Here is an 18,176-nt window from a genome sequence, read left to right on the forward strand (position 1 = left end):
GGTGTCCGTTTTGCGGACGCGACCGTTTGTTACCTTCGGTTACTTCTTGCCCTTGGCCGACCCCGCGCTGTCATCGCTGGACAGGACGGCGATGAAGGCCTCCTGCGGAACCTCCACCGAACCCACCATCTTCATCCGCTTCTTGCCTTCCTTCTGCTTCTCCAGCAGCTTGCGCTTACGGGAGATGTCGCCGCCGTAGCACTTGGCGAGGACGTCCTTGCGGATGGCGCGGATGGTCTCGCGGGCGATCACCCGGGAGCCGACGGCGGCCTGGACCGGCACCTCGAAGCTCTGCCGCGGGATCAGCTCCCTGAGCTTGGCGACGAGCCGCACGCCGTACGCGTACGCCTGGTCCTTGTGGGTGATCGCCGAGAAGGCGTCCACCTTGTCGCCGTGCAGCAGGATGTCGACCTTGACCAGGCTGCTGGACTGCTCGCCGGTGGGCTCGTAGTCGAGCGAGGCGTAGCCGCGGGTCTTGGACTTCAGCTGGTCGAAGAAGTCGAAGACGATCTCCGCGAGGGGCAGCGTGTAGCGGATCTCGACGCGGTCCTCGGAGAGGTAGTCCATGCCGAGCAGGGTGCCGCGCCGGGTCTGGCACAGCTCCATGATCGCGCCGATGAACTCGGTGGGCGCGAGGATCGTGGCCCGTACGACCGGCTCGTAGACCTCGTCGATCTTCCCCTCGGGGAACTCGCTCGGGTTGGTCACCGTGTGCTCGGCGCCGTCCTCCATGAGCACGCGGTAGACCACGTTGGGGGCGGTGGCGATCAGGTCGAGGCCGAACTCGCGCTCCAGGCGCTCGCGGATCACGTCCAGGTGGAGCAGGCCGAGGAAGCCGACGCGGAAGCCGAAGCCGAGGGCGGCGGAGGTCTCCGGCTCGTAGACCAGCGCGGCGTCGTTGAGCTGGAGCTTGTCCAGGGCCTCGCGCAGCTCGGGGTAGTCGGAGCCGTCCAGCGGATACAGGCCCGAGAACACCATCGGCTTCGGGTCCTTGTAGCCGCCGAGGGCCTCGGTGGCGCCCTTGCTCTGGCTGGTGACGGTGTCACCGACCTTGGACTGGCGGACGTCCTTCACACCGGTGATCAGATAGCCCACCTCGCCGACGCCCAGGCCGTCGGCCGGGAGCATCTCGGGCGAGCTGACGCCGATCTCCAGCAGCTCGTGGGTCGCGCCGGTCGACATCATCTTGATGCGCTCGCGCTTGTTGAGCTGGCCGTCGATGACACGGACGTACGTCACGACACCGCGGTAGGAGTCGTAGACCGAGTCGAAGATCATCGCGCGGGCGGGGGCGTCGGCGACACCGACCGGGGCCGGGATCTCCTCGACGACCTTGTCCAGCAGCGCCTCGACGCCGAGACCGGTCTTGGCGGAGACCTTGAGCACGCCCTGCGGCTCGCAGCCGATCAGGTTCGCCAGCTCCTCGGCGAACTTCTCCGGCTGGGCGGCCGGCAGATCGATCTTGTTGAGCACGGGGATGATCTTGAGGTCGTTCTCCATCGCCAGGTAGAGGTTGGCGAGGGTCTGCGCCTCGATGCCCTGGGCGGCGTCGACGAGGAGGACGGTCCCCTCACAGGCGGCCAGCGACCGCGAGACCTCATAGGTGAAGTCGACGTGCCCCGGGGTGTCGATCATGTTGAGGATGTGCGTCGTGCCCTGGTCGGGGCCCTCGGTCGGGGCCCAGGGCAGACGCACCGCCTGGGACTTGATCGTGATGCCGCGCTCGCGCTCGATGTCCATCCGGTCGAGGTACTGAGCACGCATCTGCCGCTGCTCGACCACGCCGGTCAGCTGGAGCATCCGGTCGGCGAGCGTGGACTTGCCGTGGTCGATGTGCGCGATGATGCAGAAATTGCGGATCAGCGCCGGGGCGGTACGGCTCGGCTCGGGCACGTGGTTAGGGGTCGCGGGCACGCAGGGTCCTGTCTCTTGAGGCGCCTTATGCCTCGGGTCGGATCGATACGTAGTCTCCATGGTCCCACGCGGAGGGACCGAAGGGCGTTTTGGGCCGCTCGCAGGGCCACTGGTACTGTAGATGGCTGTGCCTCATGCCCTCTCGGCCCGAGGCACGATCAGAGAAATTTTGGATCACCGGCACGGGACCCTGCGGCCCCGTGCCTGAACCTGAAAAGGCTCCTTCGTGGCGAACATCAAGTCCCAGATCAAGCGGATCAAGACCAACGAGAAGGCTCGGCTGCGCAACAAGGCCGTCAAGTCCTCCCTGAAGACCGCGATCCGCAAGGCCCGCGAGGCCGCTGCCGCGGGTGACACCGCCAAGGCGACCGAGCTGCAGCGCGCCGCCGCGCGTGCGCTCGACAAGGCCGTCTCCAAGGGCGTCATCCACAAGAACCAGGCCGCCAACAAGAAGTCGGCGCTTGCTTCCAAGGTCGCGTCCATCAAGGGCTGAACAACCCCTTTGATCTGACCGCCGGAAAGACCAAGAGCGGGCCCTCTCTCATCCGCTCCCGACCGGCAGCCCCGAAGCCTCACGCGGCCTGCGTTCGCCACGCGGGTGAGGCTTCAACATCGTGAACCGAGAACCCCGCCACCCGCCCTTCCCCAGGGCGGGGGGTGGGGTTCTCGGCATGCGGTGACTACCCGCGCCCCCGTGAGCGGGCCGCGCGGGCGATGGTCACGACCGCCTTCTCCAGGGCGTACTCGGGATCGTCGCCGCCGCCCTTCACCCCCGCGTCCGCCTCGGCGATCGCCCGCATCGCCACGGACACCCCGTCCGGCGTCCAGCCGCGCATCTGCTGCCGCACCCGGTCGATCTTCCACGGCGGCATCCCCAGCTCCCGCGCCAGATCACCCGGCCGCCCGCCCCTCGCGGACGACAGCTTCCCGATCGCCCGCACCCCCTGCGCCAGCGCGCTCGTGATCATCACCGGCGCCACCCCGGTCGACAGCGACCAGCGCAGCGCCTCCAGCGCCTCCGCCGTACGCCCCTCCACCGCCCGGTCCGCGACCGTGAAACTGGAGGCCTCGGCCCGCCCGGTGTAGTAGCGCCCGACGACAGCCTCGTCGATGGTCCCCTCGACATCCGCGGTCAACTGCGCCACCGCCGACGCCAGCTCCCGCAGATCGCTCCCGATCGCGTCGCACAGCGCCTGGCACGCCTCCGGCGTCGCGGAGCGTCCCGTCGTACGGAACTCGCCCCGCACGAACGCCAGCCGGTCCGCCGGCTTGGTCATCTTCGGGCAGGCCACCTCCCGCGCCCCCGCCTTGCGCGCGGCGTCCAGCAGGCCCTTGCCCTTGGCGCCGCCCGCGTGCAGCAGCACCAGCGTGATCTCCTTGGCGGGCGAGCCGAGGTACCCCTTCACGTCCTTGACGGTGTCGGCCGACAGATCCTGCGCGTTGCGTACGACGACGACCTTGCGCTCGGCGAACAGCGAGGGGCTGGTCAGCTCGGCGAGCGTGCCGGGCTGCAACTGGTCCGGGGTCAGGTCCCGCACATCCGTGTCGGCGTCGGCGGCGCGCGCGGCGGCCACCACCTCCCGCACGGCGCGGTCCAGCAGCAGGTCCTCCTGGCCCACGGCAAGCGTCACCGGGGCGAGAACATCGTCATTCGCAGTCTTCCTGGCCATCGCACCAAGCATCCCACGCCCCACCGACAACGCCCCGAGTCCGCCGCCGACACCAGCGCTCCCAGCGGCTCACGGCACCGGGGCTACGGCTTCCCGCGGCTCACGGCTCCTCGCGCCACCCGTCCCACTCCCCCGCGAACTCGTCCAGCTCCCGGGGGTCCAGCCGCCGTTCCTCGTCGGCCAGTACGACCAGCCACTGCGCGTCCTCGGCGTCGTCCTCACCGGCCAGCGCGTCCCGGAGCAGCCGGGGTTCCTCATCGAGGGCGAACCGCTCCCCGAGCGCCTCCACCGCCTCCTCCGCCGCGTCCCGGTCGGGCAGCACCAGCACATGTCTCACATCGCTCACGCCGCCATTGTCCGGCACGCCCATGGCGCCGGATCGCCAGGTCAGCCCGTGGACCCCTGGGGCACGAGCTGGACATCCAGGTCGACGCGGATGCTCGGCCCCACCGCCGCGATCCCCCGGGCCAGCATCGACTGCCAGCTCACCGTGAAGTCGTCCCGGTGCAGCTCGGTGGTGGCCCGGCAGGCGGCCCGCGTCTCGCCCCCGACGCCGTTGCCGAGCCCGAGGTACTCGGTGTCGAGCGTCACCGTCCGGGTCACCCCGTGCAGCGACAGCGCGCCGGTGACCGACCACCGGCTGCCGCCCCGGTGGGTGAGCCGGTCGCTGTAGAACTCCAGCGTCGGAAACCGCCGTACGTCCAGGAAGTCCCCCGACCGCAGATGGTCGTCGCGCATCCGCACCCCGGTGTCGATGGACGCCGCGTCGATCACCACATGCATCGCCGACCGCTCGATCCGCTCGGCGATCCGCACCGCGCCCGCGAAGGAGTTGAAGCGCCCGTGGATCCGGGCCAGGCCGATGTGCCGCGCGGTGAAGCCGATCGAGGAGTGTCCGGGGTCGAGCTGCCACTCGCCCGCCGCCGGGGGCTCCGGCGGCGGGGCGACCTGGAGGGTGACATCGCCCAGCGAGGCCAGGGTGTCCTCGGCGACCAGCGCGGTGGCCCGGTAGGGCGTGTATCCCTCGGCCGTCACCGAGAGCCGGTACTCCCCCGCCGGTACGGTCGCCAGGAACGAGCCGTACGGATCCGTCCCCCCGGTCACCACCTTGCGCCCCATGGTGTCGCTGGCCGTGAACTCGGCCCCGGTGACGGGCTGGTTGACCGGATCGACCACCCGGCAGCCGATCACCCCCGCACCGGCCGGTGTCCGAACCGCCCCCAGAGGGCTCGCCGGTCGTATCCCGTTCGTCCGGTTCCCCAGCCAGCGGCCGAACATCCACTGCACCCCTGTACGTCTCGACATCTTCTGCTGTCGAAGATCCATTCGATCACTGTTGCGGCTTTCGGGGCAACACGGGCCCACATCACAGGAATCCAGCGCATGCGCCACAACTGAGCGCATTTGATCGCCCAATGCCTGATTCGCATCACCTTCATCACGTCACGAACAAGCGACTTCCTCATGAAAACTTCACATGAACATCACATCTGGAGTTACGGTCCTACCTCCGACGCACCGTGGGGGACCCATGAGCAACCCGTACCAGCCGTACGCCGTGCCACCGCAGCCGCCGCAGCCGCCCACCCGGACCGCCCCCAAGTGGGCTCGGAAGCGCTATGTGTTGCCCGCCATCGGGCTCGCCTTCCTCCTCGGCATCGGGGCCGGCGCCGGCGGCCAGGGCGACGGGACCGACGCCAAGCCGACGGCCGCCAAGGTGCAGCCGACGGCCACGGTCACGGCGACCGCCACCGCCACGGAGACGGCGGCGCCCGAGCCCGCGCCGACGGTCACCGCGACGAAGACCGTCAAGGTGGAGGTGACCGTCACCGCACACGCACCGGCCGCGGGTTCGGGCGACAGCGGGGGCTCCTCGGGCGGCTCCTCCGGTGGCTCGTCGGGGGGTTCGTCCGGCGGTTCGTCGAGCGGCGGCGGCTCCGGCTCCGGCTCCTCGGGGGGCTCGACCGGCGCCGGCAGCGGTGCCACCGCCCTGTGCAACGACGGCACCTACTCCTACGCCGCCCACCACCAGGGCGCCTGCTCGCACCACGGCGGTGTGGCCGTCTTCTACCGCTAGCCGGACGGCCCGTCCCGCGTCACCCTCACCTCCCGGCCCGCGCCCCCGACCCCGCCCACCGCGAGCGCCCCGTCCCGGTCGGTCCGCAGCACCAGCGCGCCACCGGCCCGCAACGCGGCCACCGTCGACGGGGCCGGGTGCCCATAAGGATTCCCGGTGCCGCACGAGATGAGGGCCACCCGGGGCGCCACGAGCCGTATCAACTCCGGGTCCTGGTAGGCCGATCCATGGTGGGCGACCTTCAGCACATCCACCCCGGCCATCCCCGCCGCCTCCGGGGACCTCAGCAGCGCCTGCTGATCCGGGGGTTCGAGGTCCCCGAGCAGCAGCAACCGCAGTCCTCCCGTGCGGACCAGCAACGCCACGCTGGCATCGTTCGGCCCGTCGAACTCGGGGGCGGTGACCGGGCCGGGTCCGGTGGGTGGGCCGCTCCCCCTCGGCGGGCCCGTGTTCGCCGGTGGCCACAGCACCCGCCAGGACAGCGGGCCGGTGTGCCGCTCCTCGCCCGCGACGGCCCGGGTCACCGGGATGTGGCGCCCGGCCGCTTCCCTCTTCACGAACTCCGCCTCCTGCCCCGGCTCTTCGAACCCCGTCGTCTCGATCGCGGCCACCTCCCGCCCCCGCAGCACCCCGAGCAGCCCCGCCACATGGTCGGCGTGGAAGTGGGTCAGCACGAGGAGGGGGACGCGGGTGATGCCCAGTCGCCGAAGACAGCGGTCCACCGCCACCGGGTCGGGACCGGCGTCCACGACCACGCCCGCTCCGGCGCCCGCCGCCAGCACGGTCGCGTCGCCCTGTCCGACGTCGCACATCGCGTACCGCCATCCCGGCGGCGGCCAGCCCGTCACCATCCGGGTCAGCGGCGCGGGGCGCACCAGCGCCAGCAGGAGCAGCGCCCCGAGCAGCCCGCACCACCACGGGTGCCGCACCAGCCGCCGCCCGGCCAGGACGACGGCCACCGTGACCGCCGCGAGCAGCAGCGCCCCCGGCCAGCTGTCCGGCCAGTCCACGCCCGCGCCGGGCAGCGCGGCCCCGGCCCTCGCGACACCGGCGATCCACCGGGTCGGCCAACTCGCGCCCCAGGCCAGCAGCTCGGCCAGGGGCATCGCCACCGGCGCGGTCGCCAGCGCGGCGAACCCCAGCACGGTCGCGGGCGCCACCGCCGCCTCGGCCAGCAGATTGCACGGCACCGCCACCAGGCTCACCCGGGCCGACAGCACGGCCACGACCGGCGCGCACACCGCCTGCGCCGCGGCGGCCGCGCCCAGCGCCTCGGAGATTGGCGGCCGCGCCCAGCGCCTCGGCGAGCCTCGGCGGCACCCCGCGCCGCCGCAGCCCCTCGCTCCAGCCGGGGGCCAGCACCAGCAGGGCGCCGGTGGCCAGCACGGAGAGCAGGAAGCCGTAGCCGCGGGCGAGCCATGGCTCGTACAGCACCAGGAGCAGTACGGCCGTGGCCAGGGCCGGGACGAGGGATCTGCGGCGGCCCGTGGCCAGGGCGAGCAGCGCGATCGCTCCGCAGGCGGCGGCCCGCAGCACGCTGGGGTCGGGCCGGCACACGAGCACGAATCCCAGCGTGAGCGCCCCCGCGGACAGGGCGGTCGCCCTGAGGGAGAGCCCCAGGCGCGGGGCCAGGCCCCGGCGTTCGGTCAGCTGAGCCAGGCCGGGCGGGCCGATGAGCAGGGCGAGCAGCACGGTGAGGTTGCTGCCGGAGACCGCGAGGGTGTGGGTCAGGTCGGTGGCCTTGAAGGCGTCGTCCAGCTCGGGCGTGATCCGCGCGGTGTCCCCGACGACGAGGCCGGGCAGCAAGGCCCGCGCGTCCCCGGGCAGTCCGTCGGTCGCCGCCCGCAGTCCGTCCCGCAGCCGCCCCGCCCACCGCTGCGGCCCGCTCGGCCCCGCCAGGACCCGCGCCCGGGGCAGCCCCCGCACCCTGAGCACGGCCGCCGTCCGATCGCCCCCGGCGAGAGCGGGCGCCAGCCGCCCACCCACCCGCAACCGCGTGGACGGCAGCAATCGAAGCCAGCCGCCCTGCCCGGCACGCACCCGGGAGCCGCCGGTCGCCGACACCGAATCCAACTCCGACTCCGACGCCGACCCGTCTCCGGCCGCCGCACCCGCCCGGTCCGGTGCCTCCGGGCCCTCGGGAGTCTCCCGCTCCGATCGCGCTCCGGTCCGCCCCTCCGGCCCCGCCACACCCCCGTCGACCACCACCAGAACCGGCGCCCGGGTCCGCGTGCTCCTCCCGTCGCTCTCCTCGACCCGCCGCACCTCCGCCCGGATCAGCACCGCCGCCGGGGCGGTGTGGTCCCCGCGCACCCGGGGCCTGCTCAGCCAGGGATCGCCGGTCAGCTCGATGTCGGCGGTCACGATGGCGGAGCGGCGGGCCAGCCCGGGGACCGGTCCGCGTCGTACGTCCGCGCCCTGCAGCCCGGCGGACACGGCCGACGCTGCGACGCAGAGGAGCACCGCGGCGAGGGAGGCCCGCGCCCAGGCGGTCCGGCCTGCCTGGAGCCCCGGGGGTTCCGGACCCGCCCGGCTCGCGGCCAGCAGGACGGTCCCGCCGAGCAGGGAGACGGCCGCGATCCACACGGTCCAGTCCGTCGGGGCGTCCAGGGTGAACGCCGCCGTGGCCCAGGCGGCGAGCGCGGGTGGCACCAGGCGCAGATCCAGGGGGCCCGGTTCGGGGTCGGGCCCGGTGCCGTGCGAAAGGGCGGCGCTCATGGTCGTACCAGGTCGCGGAGGTCGGTGAAGCGGCGGTCGCCGATGCCGTTGACCTGACGGAGTTCGTCCACCGAACGGAAACCGCCGTGCCGGGTGCGGTAGTCGACGATGTGCCGGGCCAGCACCGGGCCGACCCCCGGCAGGGTGTCGAGCTGGTCCTCGGTGGCCGTGTTGAGGGAGACCTGCGGGGTCGGGCCGGACGGTGCCGCGCTGTCGCCGGGGGCGGCGGGCGCCGACGCGCCGACCACCACCTGCTCGCCGTCGACCAGGAAGCGGGCCCGGTTGAGGCCGTCGGTGTTCACGCCGGGCCGGACCCCGCCCGCCGCCCGCAGCGCGTCGGCCACCCGGGAACCCGCGGGGAGACGGCGGATCCCCGGAGCACGGACCTTGCCGCCGATGTCCACGACGATCTGCCCGCCCGCGGTCGCGGCGTCGCCCCCGCTCGCGCCGGGTGCCTTCGTGTATGCCGGCCGCGCGCGCACCACTTGGGGCGCGCTCACCGCCTCGGGGCGGCCCACCCAGAAGTGCTGCACGGCGAAGAGCGCGGCCACCACCAGCAGCACGGCGAGCGCCACGGTCCCGGGCCGCTCCACCCCGCATCGCGACTGCAACCACACCGGCAGCCGCTCCCGCAGCGCCGCCCCGGCCCGCTCCCGCCGGTCCGGGGGCGGCGGATCCGCATGCTCCGGCGGCGGGTCCGTATGCTCCGGCTGCGGATCCGCGTGCTCCGGCGGCCGATCCACCGGTCCGGGAGTGCTCGGTGCGGGCGGCGCCTTCCCCGGCTCCCGCCATTCCGACTCCCGCCCGCGCACGGCCTGTTCGCCGAAGAGGAGTTCCGCCCGGCGCCGCAGATCCTCCGCGGGTGCGTGCGCGCGGTGCCGGATACGGCGCTGCTCGGACGCGCGATGCCGCGTGCGGACGTCGGAGCCCGGACCGCGGCCGGGGCCGCTGGTCGGAGTGACGGTGCGAGGACGTGATCGAAGTGCCATGCGACGAGGATCGGACATCCCGCCACTTCGCGATGATCTTGGTCAATTCCCGGGGAAACCGGATGCGTTGTGGATAACTTCGCCACTCGTGCGGGTGACTCCCGGCACCCGCCGCGAGGCACTCAGCGCGGCGAGACCACCGCGCCCAGCAGCCCCGGCCCGGTGTGCGCCCCGATCACCGCTCCCACCTCGCTGACGTGCAACTCCCCCAGCCCCGGCAGCCGTTCCCGCAGCCGGTCGGCGAGTGCGGCGGCGCGTTCGGGAGCGGCCAGGTGGTGGACGGCGATGTCGACCTCCGCGCCCCCGGCCCGCTCGGCGGCGAGTTCTTCCAGGCGGGCGATCGCCTTCGAGGCCGTACGGACCTTCTCCAGCAGTTCGATGCGGCCGCCGTCGAGGCTGAGCAGCGGCTTGACCGCGAGCGCGGAGCCGAGCAGGGCCTGGGCGGCACCGATACGGCCGCCGCGGCGCAGATAGTCGAGGGTGTCGACGTAGAAGTAGGCGGAGGTGCCGGCGGCCCGTTTCTCGGCGGCGGTGACGGCCTCGTCCACGGTGCCGCCCGCCTCCGCCGTCTCGGCCGCGGCGAGGGCGCAGAAGCCGAGGGCCATCGCGACCATCCCGGTGTCCACCACCCGCACGGGCACCGGCGCCTCGCGGGCCGCGAGGACGGCCGCGTCGTAGGTGCCGGACAGCTCGCCGGACAGATGCAGGGAGACGATGCCGCGCGCGCCGGACTCGGCGACCCGGCGGTAGGTCTCGGCGAACATCTGGGGACTGGGGCGGGAGGTGGTGACGGGGCGGCGCTTGGTCAGGGCCTGGGCGAGGGCGCGGGTGGAGATCTCGGTGCCCTCTTCGAGCGCCTGGTCGCCGAGGACCACGGTCAGGGGGACCGCGGTGATGCCGTGCCGCTCCATCGTCCGGTGCGGCAAGTAGGCCGTGGAATCGGTGACGATGGCGACATGGCGGGACATGAGCTGGAGGTTACCCGCCGGGGCGCACGCGCGGCAGCCCGGCCCCTGACGTGTGCCCGCGGCCGGCCCCCGCAAGCCCGGAGCGAGCCCGGAACGAACCCGGACCCCCGGGTGGTCCGACGACGGTCAGGTGGTGCTCTCTGGGCGGGGGCTCTTCTGCCACGGGTAGGACGGGCGCGGCGTGGGCGGGGTGAGGGAGTGGGGCGCGGGCTCCGGGGCCGGCTCGTCGGTGGTGCCGGGCCGGGTCCAGTGGCGCAGGGCGTCGGCCTCTATGTCGATCTGGGCGCTGAGGGTACCGAGATCGTCGTCGGCGAAGCGGCGGGCGCGGTCGCGGACGGCCCAGCGCAGGGCGTCGGCGGACTGCGTGATCCGCTCGGTGCGGGCGCGCAGACCGGGCAGCCGGGCGGCGAGCGTGCCGCGGTCGGGCTCGGACTCCAGGCGCTTGAGGTCGGCGTCCAGCTCGTGTCCGTGCGCGCTGAGGCGCTCGAAGAGGCCCAGGGACTCCTTCAGCGACTCGTCCTCGGCCGCGCCCGCCTGCAGCGCGTCCTGGGTGGCGCGCATGGAGGTGCGCAGGGTGAGCCGCAGCTGGGCCAGCTCCGCGGCCGGGCCCACCTGGGCAAAGGACTTGGCGCGCAGCGTGTGGTCCTCGACGGTGCGCCGGGCCTGGACGATGGTGCGGTCCACGCCGCGCTTGGCGGCGCCCACCACCTTGATCGTGGCATACGCGCCCAGGGCGACGAAGGCCAGGAAGAACAGGGAGATGACGATGATCACTGCTTCCACGGCGCTCCTCCTCGGGCAGGTGCGCCGCATGTCGCGGCACTCCTCAACGGTAAACGCAACGGGCAGGCCCGGGGTTCCAGAAAAACCCCGAACCTGCCCGTAGGGGAGTACCCCGAGAGGCGTCGCGATTACGCCGGAACGATGTTCACCAGCTTCGGCGCGCGCACGATCACCTTGCGGATGCCCGCGCCGTCCAGCGCCGCGACGACCTTCTCGTCGGACAGGGCCACCTTCTCCAGCTCCTCCTCGGAGATGCCCGGGGGCACCTCCAGGCGGGCCTTGACCTTGCCCTTGATCTGGACGACGCAGGTCACGGTCTCGTCGATCACGTACCGCGGGTCGGCGACCGGGAAGTCCTGGTGGACGACCGAGTCGGTGTGGCCCAGGCGGCGCCACAGCTCCTCGGCGACGTGCGGGGCCAGCGGGGCGACCATCAGCACCAGCGGCTCGGCCACCGACTTCGGCAGGGCGGCTTCGCCCTTGGTCAGGTGGTTGTTCAGCTCGGTGACCTTGGCGATGGCGGTGTTGAAGCGCAGGCCCTCCAGGTCCTGGCGCACTCCGTCGATCGCCTTGTGCAGGGCGCGCAGCGTGTCCTCGTCGGGCGCCGCGTCGGTGACGGTCGGCTCGCCGGTGTTCTCGTCCACGATGTTGCGCCACAGCCGCTGCAGCAGCCGGAACTGGCCGACGACCGCGCGCGTGTCCCAGGGGCGGGAGACGTCCAGCGGGCCCATGGCCATCTCGTACAGGCGCAGCGTGTCGGCGCCGTACTCGGCGGCGATCTCGTCCGGGGTCACCGCGTTCTTCAGGGACTTGCCCATCTTGCCCAGCAGGCGGCTGACCTTCTCGCCCTGGTGGTAGTACGCGCCGTCGCGCTCCTCCACCTCGGCGGCCGGTACGGCGATGCCGCGGCTGTCGCGGTACACGTAGGCCTGGATCATGCCCTGGTTGAACAGCTTGTGGAACGGCTCCGCGGAGGAGACGTGCCCCAGGTCGAACAGCACCTTGGACCAGAAGCGGGCGTACAGCAGGTGCAGCACGGCGTGCTCGGCGCCGCCCACGTACAGGTCGACACCGCCGTGCGGCTGACCCTCGCGCGGGCCCATCCAGTACTGCTCGATCTCCGGGTCGACCATCTTCCGGTCGTTGTGCGGGTCCAGGTAGCGGAATTCGTACCAGCAGGAACCGGCCCAGTTGGGCATGGTGTTGGTCTCGCGGCGGTACTTCTTCGGCCCGTCGCCCAGGTCCAGGGTGACATGGACCCACTCGTCGTTGCGCGACAGGGGGGTCTCGGGCCGGGTGTCCGCGTCGTCCGGGTCGAAGGTGCGCGGGCTGTAGTCCTCGACCTCGGGCAGCTCCAGCGGCAGCATCGACTCGGGCAGCGAGTGCGCGATGCCGTCCTCGTCGTAGACGATCGGGAAGGGCTCGCCCCAGTAGCGCTGACGGCTGAACAGCCAGTCGCGCAGGCGGAAGTTGACGGTGCCCCGGCCGATGCCCTTGCGCTCCAGCCACTCGGTGATGCGCGCCTTGGCCTCGGTGACGCCCAGGCCGTCCAGGGTGATGCCCTCGCCCGTCGAGTTGACGATCTTCGCGTCGTACGAGGCGAACGCGTCGTCCCAGTCGGCGGTGTCGGTGCCGCGGCCGTCGGTCGGCTCGACCACGCAGCGCACGGGCAGCTCGAAGGCGCGCGCGAAGGCGAAGTCGCGGGTGTCGTGCGCGGGGACGGCCATGATCGCGCCGGTGCCGTAGCCCATCAGCACGTAGTCGGCGATGAAGACGGGGACCTGCTCGCCGTTGACCGGGTTGACGGCGAAGACACCGGTGAAGACGCCGGTCTTGTCCTTGGCCTCGGCCTGGCGCTCGACGTCGGACTTGGCGGCGGCCTGCGCGCGGTAGGCGGCGACGGCCTCGGCGGGGGTGGCGTGGCCGCCGGTCCACGCCTCGTGGGTGCCCTCGGGCCAGGCCGCGGGGGTGAACTTGTCGGCCAGCGGGTGCTCGGGCGCCAGCACCATGTAGGTGGCGCCGAACAGGGTGTCCGGGCGGGTGGTGAAGACCGTGATCCGCTCGCCGTCGACGGGGAAGTCGACGCGGGCGCCCTCGCTGCGGCCGATCCAGTTGCGCTGCTGCAGCTTGATGGCCTCGGGCCAGTCCAGCTCGTCCAGGTCCGCCAGCAGGCGGTCCGCGTAGGCGGTGATGCGCATGTTCCACTGGCGCAGCTTGGACTTGAAGACGGGGAAGTTGCCGCGCTCGCTGCGGCCGTCGGCGGTGACCTCCTCGTTGGCCAGCACGGTGCCCAGGCCGGGGCACCAGTTGACCGGGGCGTCGGAGGCGTAGGCCAGGCGGTACTCGCCCAGGACGTCGGCGCGCTCGGCGGCGTTCAGCTCGTGCCAGCCGCGCGTGGTGCCCTCGATCGCGCGCTCACCGGTCTCGAACTGGGCGATCAGCTCGGCGATCGGGCGGGCCTTGCCGGCCTCGTCGTCGTACCAGGAGTTGAAGATCTGCAGGAAGATCCACTGGGTCCACTTGTAGTAGTCCGGGTCGATCGTGGCGAAGGACCGGCGCTTGTCGTGGCCCAGGCCCAGGCGGCGCAGCTGGGCCTTCATGTTCTCCATGTTGGCCTCGGTGGACACCCGCGGGTGCGTGCCGGTCTGCACGGCGTACTGCTCGGCGGGCAGGCCGAAGGCGTCGAAGCCCAGGGTGTGCAGGACGTTGTGGCCGGTCATGCGCTGGAACCGGGCGTAGACGTCGGTGGCGATGTAGCCCAGCGGGTGGCCGACGTGCAGACCGGCGCCGGAGGGGTACGGGAACATGTCCATGATGAACTTCTTGGGCTTGGCGGCGTCCTCGCCCGCCAGGTCGCCCTTGGGGTTGTCCGCGGCATACGTGCCGTCGGCATCCCAGAAGTCCTGCCAGCGTGCCTCGATGTCGGCGGCCATGGCGGCCGTGTAGCGGTACGGGGCGGCTTCCGCCGGCGTCGCGGCGGCAGCGGGGTTCGTCTCGCTCATGATCCTCAAAGCTCCATCGATCGTCTCTGCCTGCAAAAATGAAAAATCCCCTCACACAGGAGGGGACGCCGCGCCGATGCCGACCTCACGGGTACCACCGGGGTCGGTACTGATCAGCGCGGCCCGCTAAGCAGAAGGCGTACGGCACGCATGGCGCCCAGGGTACCGCAGGCGTCGATCCGACGGGGACGCAGGGCGCGAATAGGCCGAGAGCGGACCATCCTTCCGGATGATCCGCTCTCGACTTCTGTGGAGCTAAGGAGAATTGAACTCCTGACCTCCTGCATGCCATGCAGGCGCTCTACCAACTGAGCTATAGCCCCTTGTTTTGTTTCTCCGCCCGGTTTCCCTGGCGACGTCGTAAACATTACAGGCACTGGGCTGGAGCGCCAAATCGGTTTCCGTTGCGACCACTTAGTCGCGAATGTCCGTTTTTACGATGATCAACTCAGGCGGCGACGAAGGAGTAGAACCTCTTGAGGGTGCAGTGCTCCTCCAGGAGCCGGCCGTAGATCGGCTCGCCCTCCAGCTCCCGGTACGTCTCGATGGGGTCGCCTTTTATGATCAGCGCCCGCGCGCATTCCTCGCACCAGTACTGGTAGTCGGCGTTGACCGGCTCCATGTCGCGCACGATGGGCGTACCGCTGCCGCACCAGTCGCACTTCCGCCTGTGTGCACCCATCGATCAGCTCCCGTCGGACCGCACCCCCTTCCGGCCGTCCGATTCTGCCATGAGGGGACCGACACGGTCAGCGACGCTTCAGTAGCACAAACAGAAGATCCCGCCCCCTGACGGGGACGGGATCTTCCTCCTGTGGAGCTAAGGAGAATTGAACTCCTGACCTCCTGCATGCCATGCAGGCGCTCTACCAACTGAGCTATAGCCCCTTGCTGTGTTCTTCCCGCTCGGCGGGGCGAACAAGAAGAACTTTAGCCTGTGACCTGCCGGAAAGTGAAATCCGGGGGGTACGGCGCCGCCGCGGGGTCAGTCGTCGTCGCCGAGGACCGGCTCGGGGAGGGTGCCCGCGTTGTGCTCCAGCAGGCGCCAGCCGCGCGCGCCCTCGCCCAGCACGGACCAGCAGCAGTTGGAGAGGCCGCCGAGGCTCTCCCAGTGCGGGGACTCCAGGCCGAGCAGCCGCCCGATGGTGGTGCGGATGGTGCCGCCGTGGCTGACGACCACGAGGGTGCCGTCCACCGGCAGCTTCTCCACATGCCGCAGGACGACGGGCGCGGCCCGGTCGGCGACCTCGGTCTCCAGTTCGCCCCCGCCGCGGCGGATCGCCTCACCGCGCTTCCAGGCGGTGTACTCGTCGCCGTGGCGGGCGATGATCTCCGCGTGCGTCAGCCCCTGCCAGACGCCCGCGTAGGTCTCGCGCAGGCCCTCCTCGCGGGTGATGCCGAGACCGGTGAGGGCGGCCAGCTCGGCGGCCGTGTCCGCGGCCCGGGTCAGGTCCGAGGAGACGATCGCGTGGGGGCGCAGGGAGGCCAGCAGCCGGGCGGCACGGCGGGCCTGCCCGACACCGGTCTCGGTCAGCGGCACATCGGTGCTGCCCTGGAAGCGGCGCTCCACGTTCCACGAGGTCTGGCCGTGCCGCCACAGGATGACGCGGCGGCCCCGGTCCCTGCGGTCGGTCACCTCACCGGTGGCGCTCATCACCACTGCCCGCCCGGCTCCCCGTCGGCCTCGGACTCCACGAGCTTGGCGTGCTCCTCGCCCTTGCCGCGGGTGGCCTTGGCGTCGGCGGGCAGCTCCAGCTCGGGGCAGTCCTTCCACAGCCGCTCCAGGGCGTAGAAGACCCGCTCCTCGCTGTGCTGGACGTGGACCACGATGTCGACGTAGTCGAGCAGGATCCAGCGGGCGTCGCGGTCGCCCTCGCGGCGCACCGGCTTGGCGCCGAGCTCCTTCTGGAGGCGCTCCTCGATCTCGTCGACGATGGCCTTGACCTGGCGGTCGTTCGGCGCGGAAGCGAGCAGGAAGGCGTCCGTGATCGACAGGACGTCGCTGACGTCGTAGGCGATGACGTCATGGGCGAGCTTGTCGGCAGCCGCCTGGGCGGCGGTGGTGATGAGCTCAAGGGAACGATCGGTGGCGGTCACTGCGTGGCTTTCCGTCGGCGGGCACTGAACCTCAAGGGTCTCACGGACCGCCGGGGGCACCCCACGTGATTACCGGGGGCGCCCCACGTGATCAACGGCATCGCCGGGGGCGCCCCGCGCGAGCGGAGGCTCGCGGGAGGCGCCCGGGTGCGCGCTCAGGAGCCGGACGGCTTGTAGTCCTGGCCCAGGACCACCGAGACGTCGGCGCCCGAGGAGACCGGGCCCTTGGCGACGGAGCCCGCGGGCAGGCCGAGGGTCTTGGCGACCTCGACGGCGTTCTGCTTGTCCGAGGCGTCCTGGTAGACGACCTTCGAGGTCGACCGGCTGCCGCCGCTGCCGCCCTCCAGGAAGGTGAACCCGCCGTTCAGGAGCACCACGCGGGCCTGCTCGGTGTCGTCCTTGACCCCGGTGGCGTTCTGCACCGAGACCCGGACCGCGCTGCCGGCGTCGGGGCTCTTGGCGGTGCCGCCGAGGATGTCCTTGACCACACTGTCGCTGGTCCGGGCGCTGAGCGTGCCGTCCGGCTGCACCGGCAGGAGGGCCGTCCTGTAGTCGCCCTCCTTGGCGAGTCCGGCGAGCTTGGCCAGGAAGGTGCCGAGGTCCTTGTCGGTGAGCGAGGGGTCGAGGATCTGCGCGAGGCTCTGCACGGTGACCGTGGCGTCCGAGGCGTCGGTCGAGACCTTGCGCAGCACGCCCTGTATGACCTGCCCGAACCGCTCCAGCTGGGCGTTCTCCGACTCGCCGGGGGCCCGGTAGGTGGCGTAGGCGACGGCCATCTTGCCGCTGAGGGTCTGATCGCTGCCCTTGGCGACGAGCGGCTCGGCACCCTTCTTCTTGGCGTCCGGGTCGGGCACGGCGACATCGGTGTCCATGTCGATGTTGCCGACGAGGTCGACCAGGTTCTGCAGGTAGGGCGTGTCCAGCCGCCAGGTGCCCTGGATGTTGGTGCCGAGGACGGTGTCCAGCTGGTCGCGAGTGCCGGAGGAGCCGTCCTCGTCCACCGACTTGGCGAGGGTCGTGGTGGAACCGTCGTCGTCGGTCAGCGCCAGGGAGTTGGGCAGCAGGACGGTGCTGCCCCGCTTGGTGGTGGTGTTGTCGACCAGCAGCACGGTGGAGGTGCCGCGCTTGCCGGTGTTGTGCAGATGGACGACGATCACGTCGCGCTTCTGGGCGCCGACCGCGGTGGCCGCCCCGCCGCCCGCGCCGGAGGAGGACAGGAAGGGCAGCTTCCCGGCGTACCAGAGGTAGCCGACGCCGCCGACCGCGACCAGGGCGAGGACGACACCGAGGGCGACGAGCCGGCTGCGGGCGCGGCGGCGGGCCTCCTCGCGGCGCTCGGTGCGGTTCTCGGTGAACTTCAGCCAGTCGATGACGTCCTCGGAGTCGCCGTCCGGCTCCTCCACGAACGCGAACTGCTCGGTGTGGTGGCCCGGTTCGCCGTCCGCGTGCCCGTCGTCGCCGTCGTCCCCGTCGTCGCTGGCCAGTTCCGCGTACGGGTTGTGCCGGGGCGGATCCTGGGGGCGCGCCTGCTGGGGGATGTGCGCGGTCTGCTCGGCGACCCGGGGCTGGGGCCCGCTGCTCGCGACCTGCCCGTAGGGGTCGTACCCGGGATTCCCGGGGTTCCCGGAATTCGCCCCGTGCCCCTGGCCCTGGGTCCCGTAGGGGTCGTACCCGCCGTAGCCGTCGTTGCCGGGGTAGCCGTCGTTCGAGGGGTACGACGGGACCTGCGGCTGCTGCCCGGTGCCGTACGACCCGTACGGGTGCGCCGGCTGGGAGGCGCCGGTGCCGTAGGGGTCGTAGCCGTATCCCTGCTGCTGGGCATAGGGGTCGTAAGCCCCGGACCCGGAGCCGGACCCGCCCGGAGCCTGCTGCGCCGGAACCTGGCGGTAGACGGGCTGCCCGTACTCGTCGTAACCGACGATCTCGTACTGTCCCGCGTCGTATCGGTCGTTCACCGG

General features: G+C 71.9%; 14 protein-coding genes, 2 tRNA genes and 1 pseudogene. 2 read left to right on the plus strand and 15 right to left on the minus strand.

Annotated features, from left to right (window positions below; all coding sequences use genetic code 11):
• Positions 1 to 39 precede the first annotated feature (39 nt).
• Positions 40 to 1,914 carry a translation elongation factor 4 gene (gene lepA / locus ACLF5H_RS05415; protein WP_421674914.1) on the minus strand — a complete coding sequence of 625 codons (1,875 nt, stop codon included), beginning with the start codon at positions 1,912 to 1,914 and terminating at the stop codon, positions 40 to 42.
• 226 nt (positions 1,915 to 2,140) lie between these two features.
• Between lepA and rpsT the strand changes: the two genes are divergently transcribed.
• The gene (rpsT, locus tag ACLF5H_RS05420) at positions 2,141 to 2,407 is read left to right on the plus strand and encodes a 30S ribosomal protein S20 (protein WP_037655051.1); all 267 of its coding nucleotides are present in this window, start codon (positions 2,141 to 2,143) and stop codon (positions 2,405 to 2,407) included.
• A gap of 187 nt (positions 2,408 to 2,594) precedes the next feature.
• Here the strand turns inward: rpsT and holA are convergent, their stop codons facing one another.
• The 3 genes from holA to ACLF5H_RS05435 all read right to left on the minus strand — a co-directional run bounded on the left by holA (position 2,595) and on the right by ACLF5H_RS05435 (position 4,862).
• Complete coding sequence (gene holA, locus ACLF5H_RS05425; protein ID WP_421674915.1) at positions 2,595 to 3,584, minus strand: DNA polymerase III subunit delta; 990 nt, start codon at positions 3,582 to 3,584, stop codon at positions 2,595 to 2,597.
• A gap of 100 nt (positions 3,585 to 3,684) precedes the next feature.
• The gene (locus ACLF5H_RS05430) at positions 3,685 to 3,930 is read right to left on the minus strand and encodes a hypothetical protein (RefSeq protein ID WP_421674916.1); all 246 of its coding nucleotides are present in this window, start codon (positions 3,928 to 3,930) and stop codon (positions 3,685 to 3,687) included.
• A gap of 41 nt (positions 3,931 to 3,971) precedes the next feature.
• The gene (locus ACLF5H_RS05435; RefSeq protein WP_421674947.1) at positions 3,972 to 4,862 is read right to left on the minus strand and encodes a YceI family protein; all 891 of its coding nucleotides are present in this window, start codon (positions 4,860 to 4,862) and stop codon (positions 3,972 to 3,974) included.
• Positions 4,863 to 5,115: 253 nt separating this feature from the next.
• Here ACLF5H_RS05435 and ACLF5H_RS05440 point away from each other — a divergent pair, with 253 nt between their 5' ends.
• Entirely contained in the window at positions 5,116 to 5,661 is a 546-nt protein-coding gene (locus ACLF5H_RS05440; protein WP_421674917.1) for a DUF3761 domain-containing protein, read from the plus strand.
• On the opposite strand, the pseudogene ACLF5H_RS05445 reads toward ACLF5H_RS05440, so the two are convergent.
• The 11 genes and pseudogenes from ACLF5H_RS05445 to ACLF5H_RS05495 form a co-directional block, all read right to left on the minus strand.
• Positions 5,658 to 8,379 (minus strand): annotated as a pseudogene (locus tag ACLF5H_RS05445) (ComEC/Rec2 family competence protein). The gene ACLF5H_RS05440 and the pseudogene ACLF5H_RS05445 overlap by 4 nt on opposite strands.
• Entirely contained in the window at positions 8,376 to 9,368 is a 993-nt protein-coding gene (locus ACLF5H_RS05450) for a helix-hairpin-helix domain-containing protein (RefSeq protein ID WP_421674918.1), read from the minus strand. The pseudogene ACLF5H_RS05445 and the gene ACLF5H_RS05450 overlap by 4 nt, the downstream one beginning before the upstream one ends.
• A gap of 122 nt (positions 9,369 to 9,490) precedes the next feature.
• The gene (locus tag ACLF5H_RS05455; RefSeq protein ID WP_421674919.1) at positions 9,491 to 10,336 is read right to left on the minus strand and encodes a DegV family protein; all 846 of its coding nucleotides are present in this window, start codon (positions 10,334 to 10,336) and stop codon (positions 9,491 to 9,493) included.
• A 126-nt stretch (positions 10,337 to 10,462) separates the two neighbouring features.
• Complete coding sequence (locus tag ACLF5H_RS05460; protein ID WP_421674920.1) at positions 10,463 to 11,119, minus strand: hypothetical protein; 657 nt, start codon at positions 11,117 to 11,119, stop codon at positions 10,463 to 10,465.
• A 128-nt stretch (positions 11,120 to 11,247) separates the two neighbouring features.
• On the minus strand, positions 11,248 to 14,121 hold the full coding sequence (gene leuS / locus ACLF5H_RS05465; RefSeq protein ID WP_421674921.1) for a leucine--tRNA ligase: 2,874 nt from the start codon (positions 14,119 to 14,121) through the stop codon (positions 11,248 to 11,250).
• Positions 14,122 to 14,371: 250 nt separating this feature from the next.
• A tRNA-Ala gene (locus tag ACLF5H_RS05470) sits at positions 14,372 to 14,444 on the minus strand.
• 125 nt (positions 14,445 to 14,569) lie between these two features.
• Entirely contained in the window at positions 14,570 to 14,803 is a 234-nt protein-coding gene (locus ACLF5H_RS05475; RefSeq protein ID WP_037655034.1) for a hypothetical protein, read from the minus strand.
• A 133-nt stretch (positions 14,804 to 14,936) separates the two neighbouring features.
• Positions 14,937 to 15,009, minus strand: a tRNA-Ala gene (locus ACLF5H_RS05480).
• 97 nt (positions 15,010 to 15,106) lie between these two features.
• Positions 15,107 to 15,775, minus strand: a complete 669-nt coding sequence (locus ACLF5H_RS05485) for a histidine phosphatase family protein (RefSeq protein WP_421674922.1) — start codon at positions 15,773 to 15,775, stop codon at positions 15,107 to 15,109.
• Positions 15,775 to 16,218 (minus strand): ribosome silencing factor, encoded by a 444-nt coding sequence (gene rsfS / locus ACLF5H_RS05490; RefSeq protein WP_421674923.1) that lies wholly within the window; start codon positions 16,216 to 16,218, stop codon positions 15,775 to 15,777. Before rsfS ends, ACLF5H_RS05485 begins: the two co-directional genes overlap by 1 nt.
• Positions 16,219 to 16,373: 155 nt before the next feature.
• A complete protein-coding gene (locus ACLF5H_RS05495; RefSeq protein WP_421674924.1) occupies positions 16,374 to 18,173 on the minus strand; it encodes a LytR C-terminal domain-containing protein in 1,800 nt (599 codons plus the stop codon).
• Positions 18,174 to 18,176 lie beyond the last annotated feature (3 nt).

This window comes from Streptomyces sp. LaBMicrA B280, from assembly GCF_049222185.1.
Lineage (GTDB): Bacteria > Actinomycetota > Actinomycetes > Streptomycetales > Streptomycetaceae > Streptomyces > Streptomyces murinus.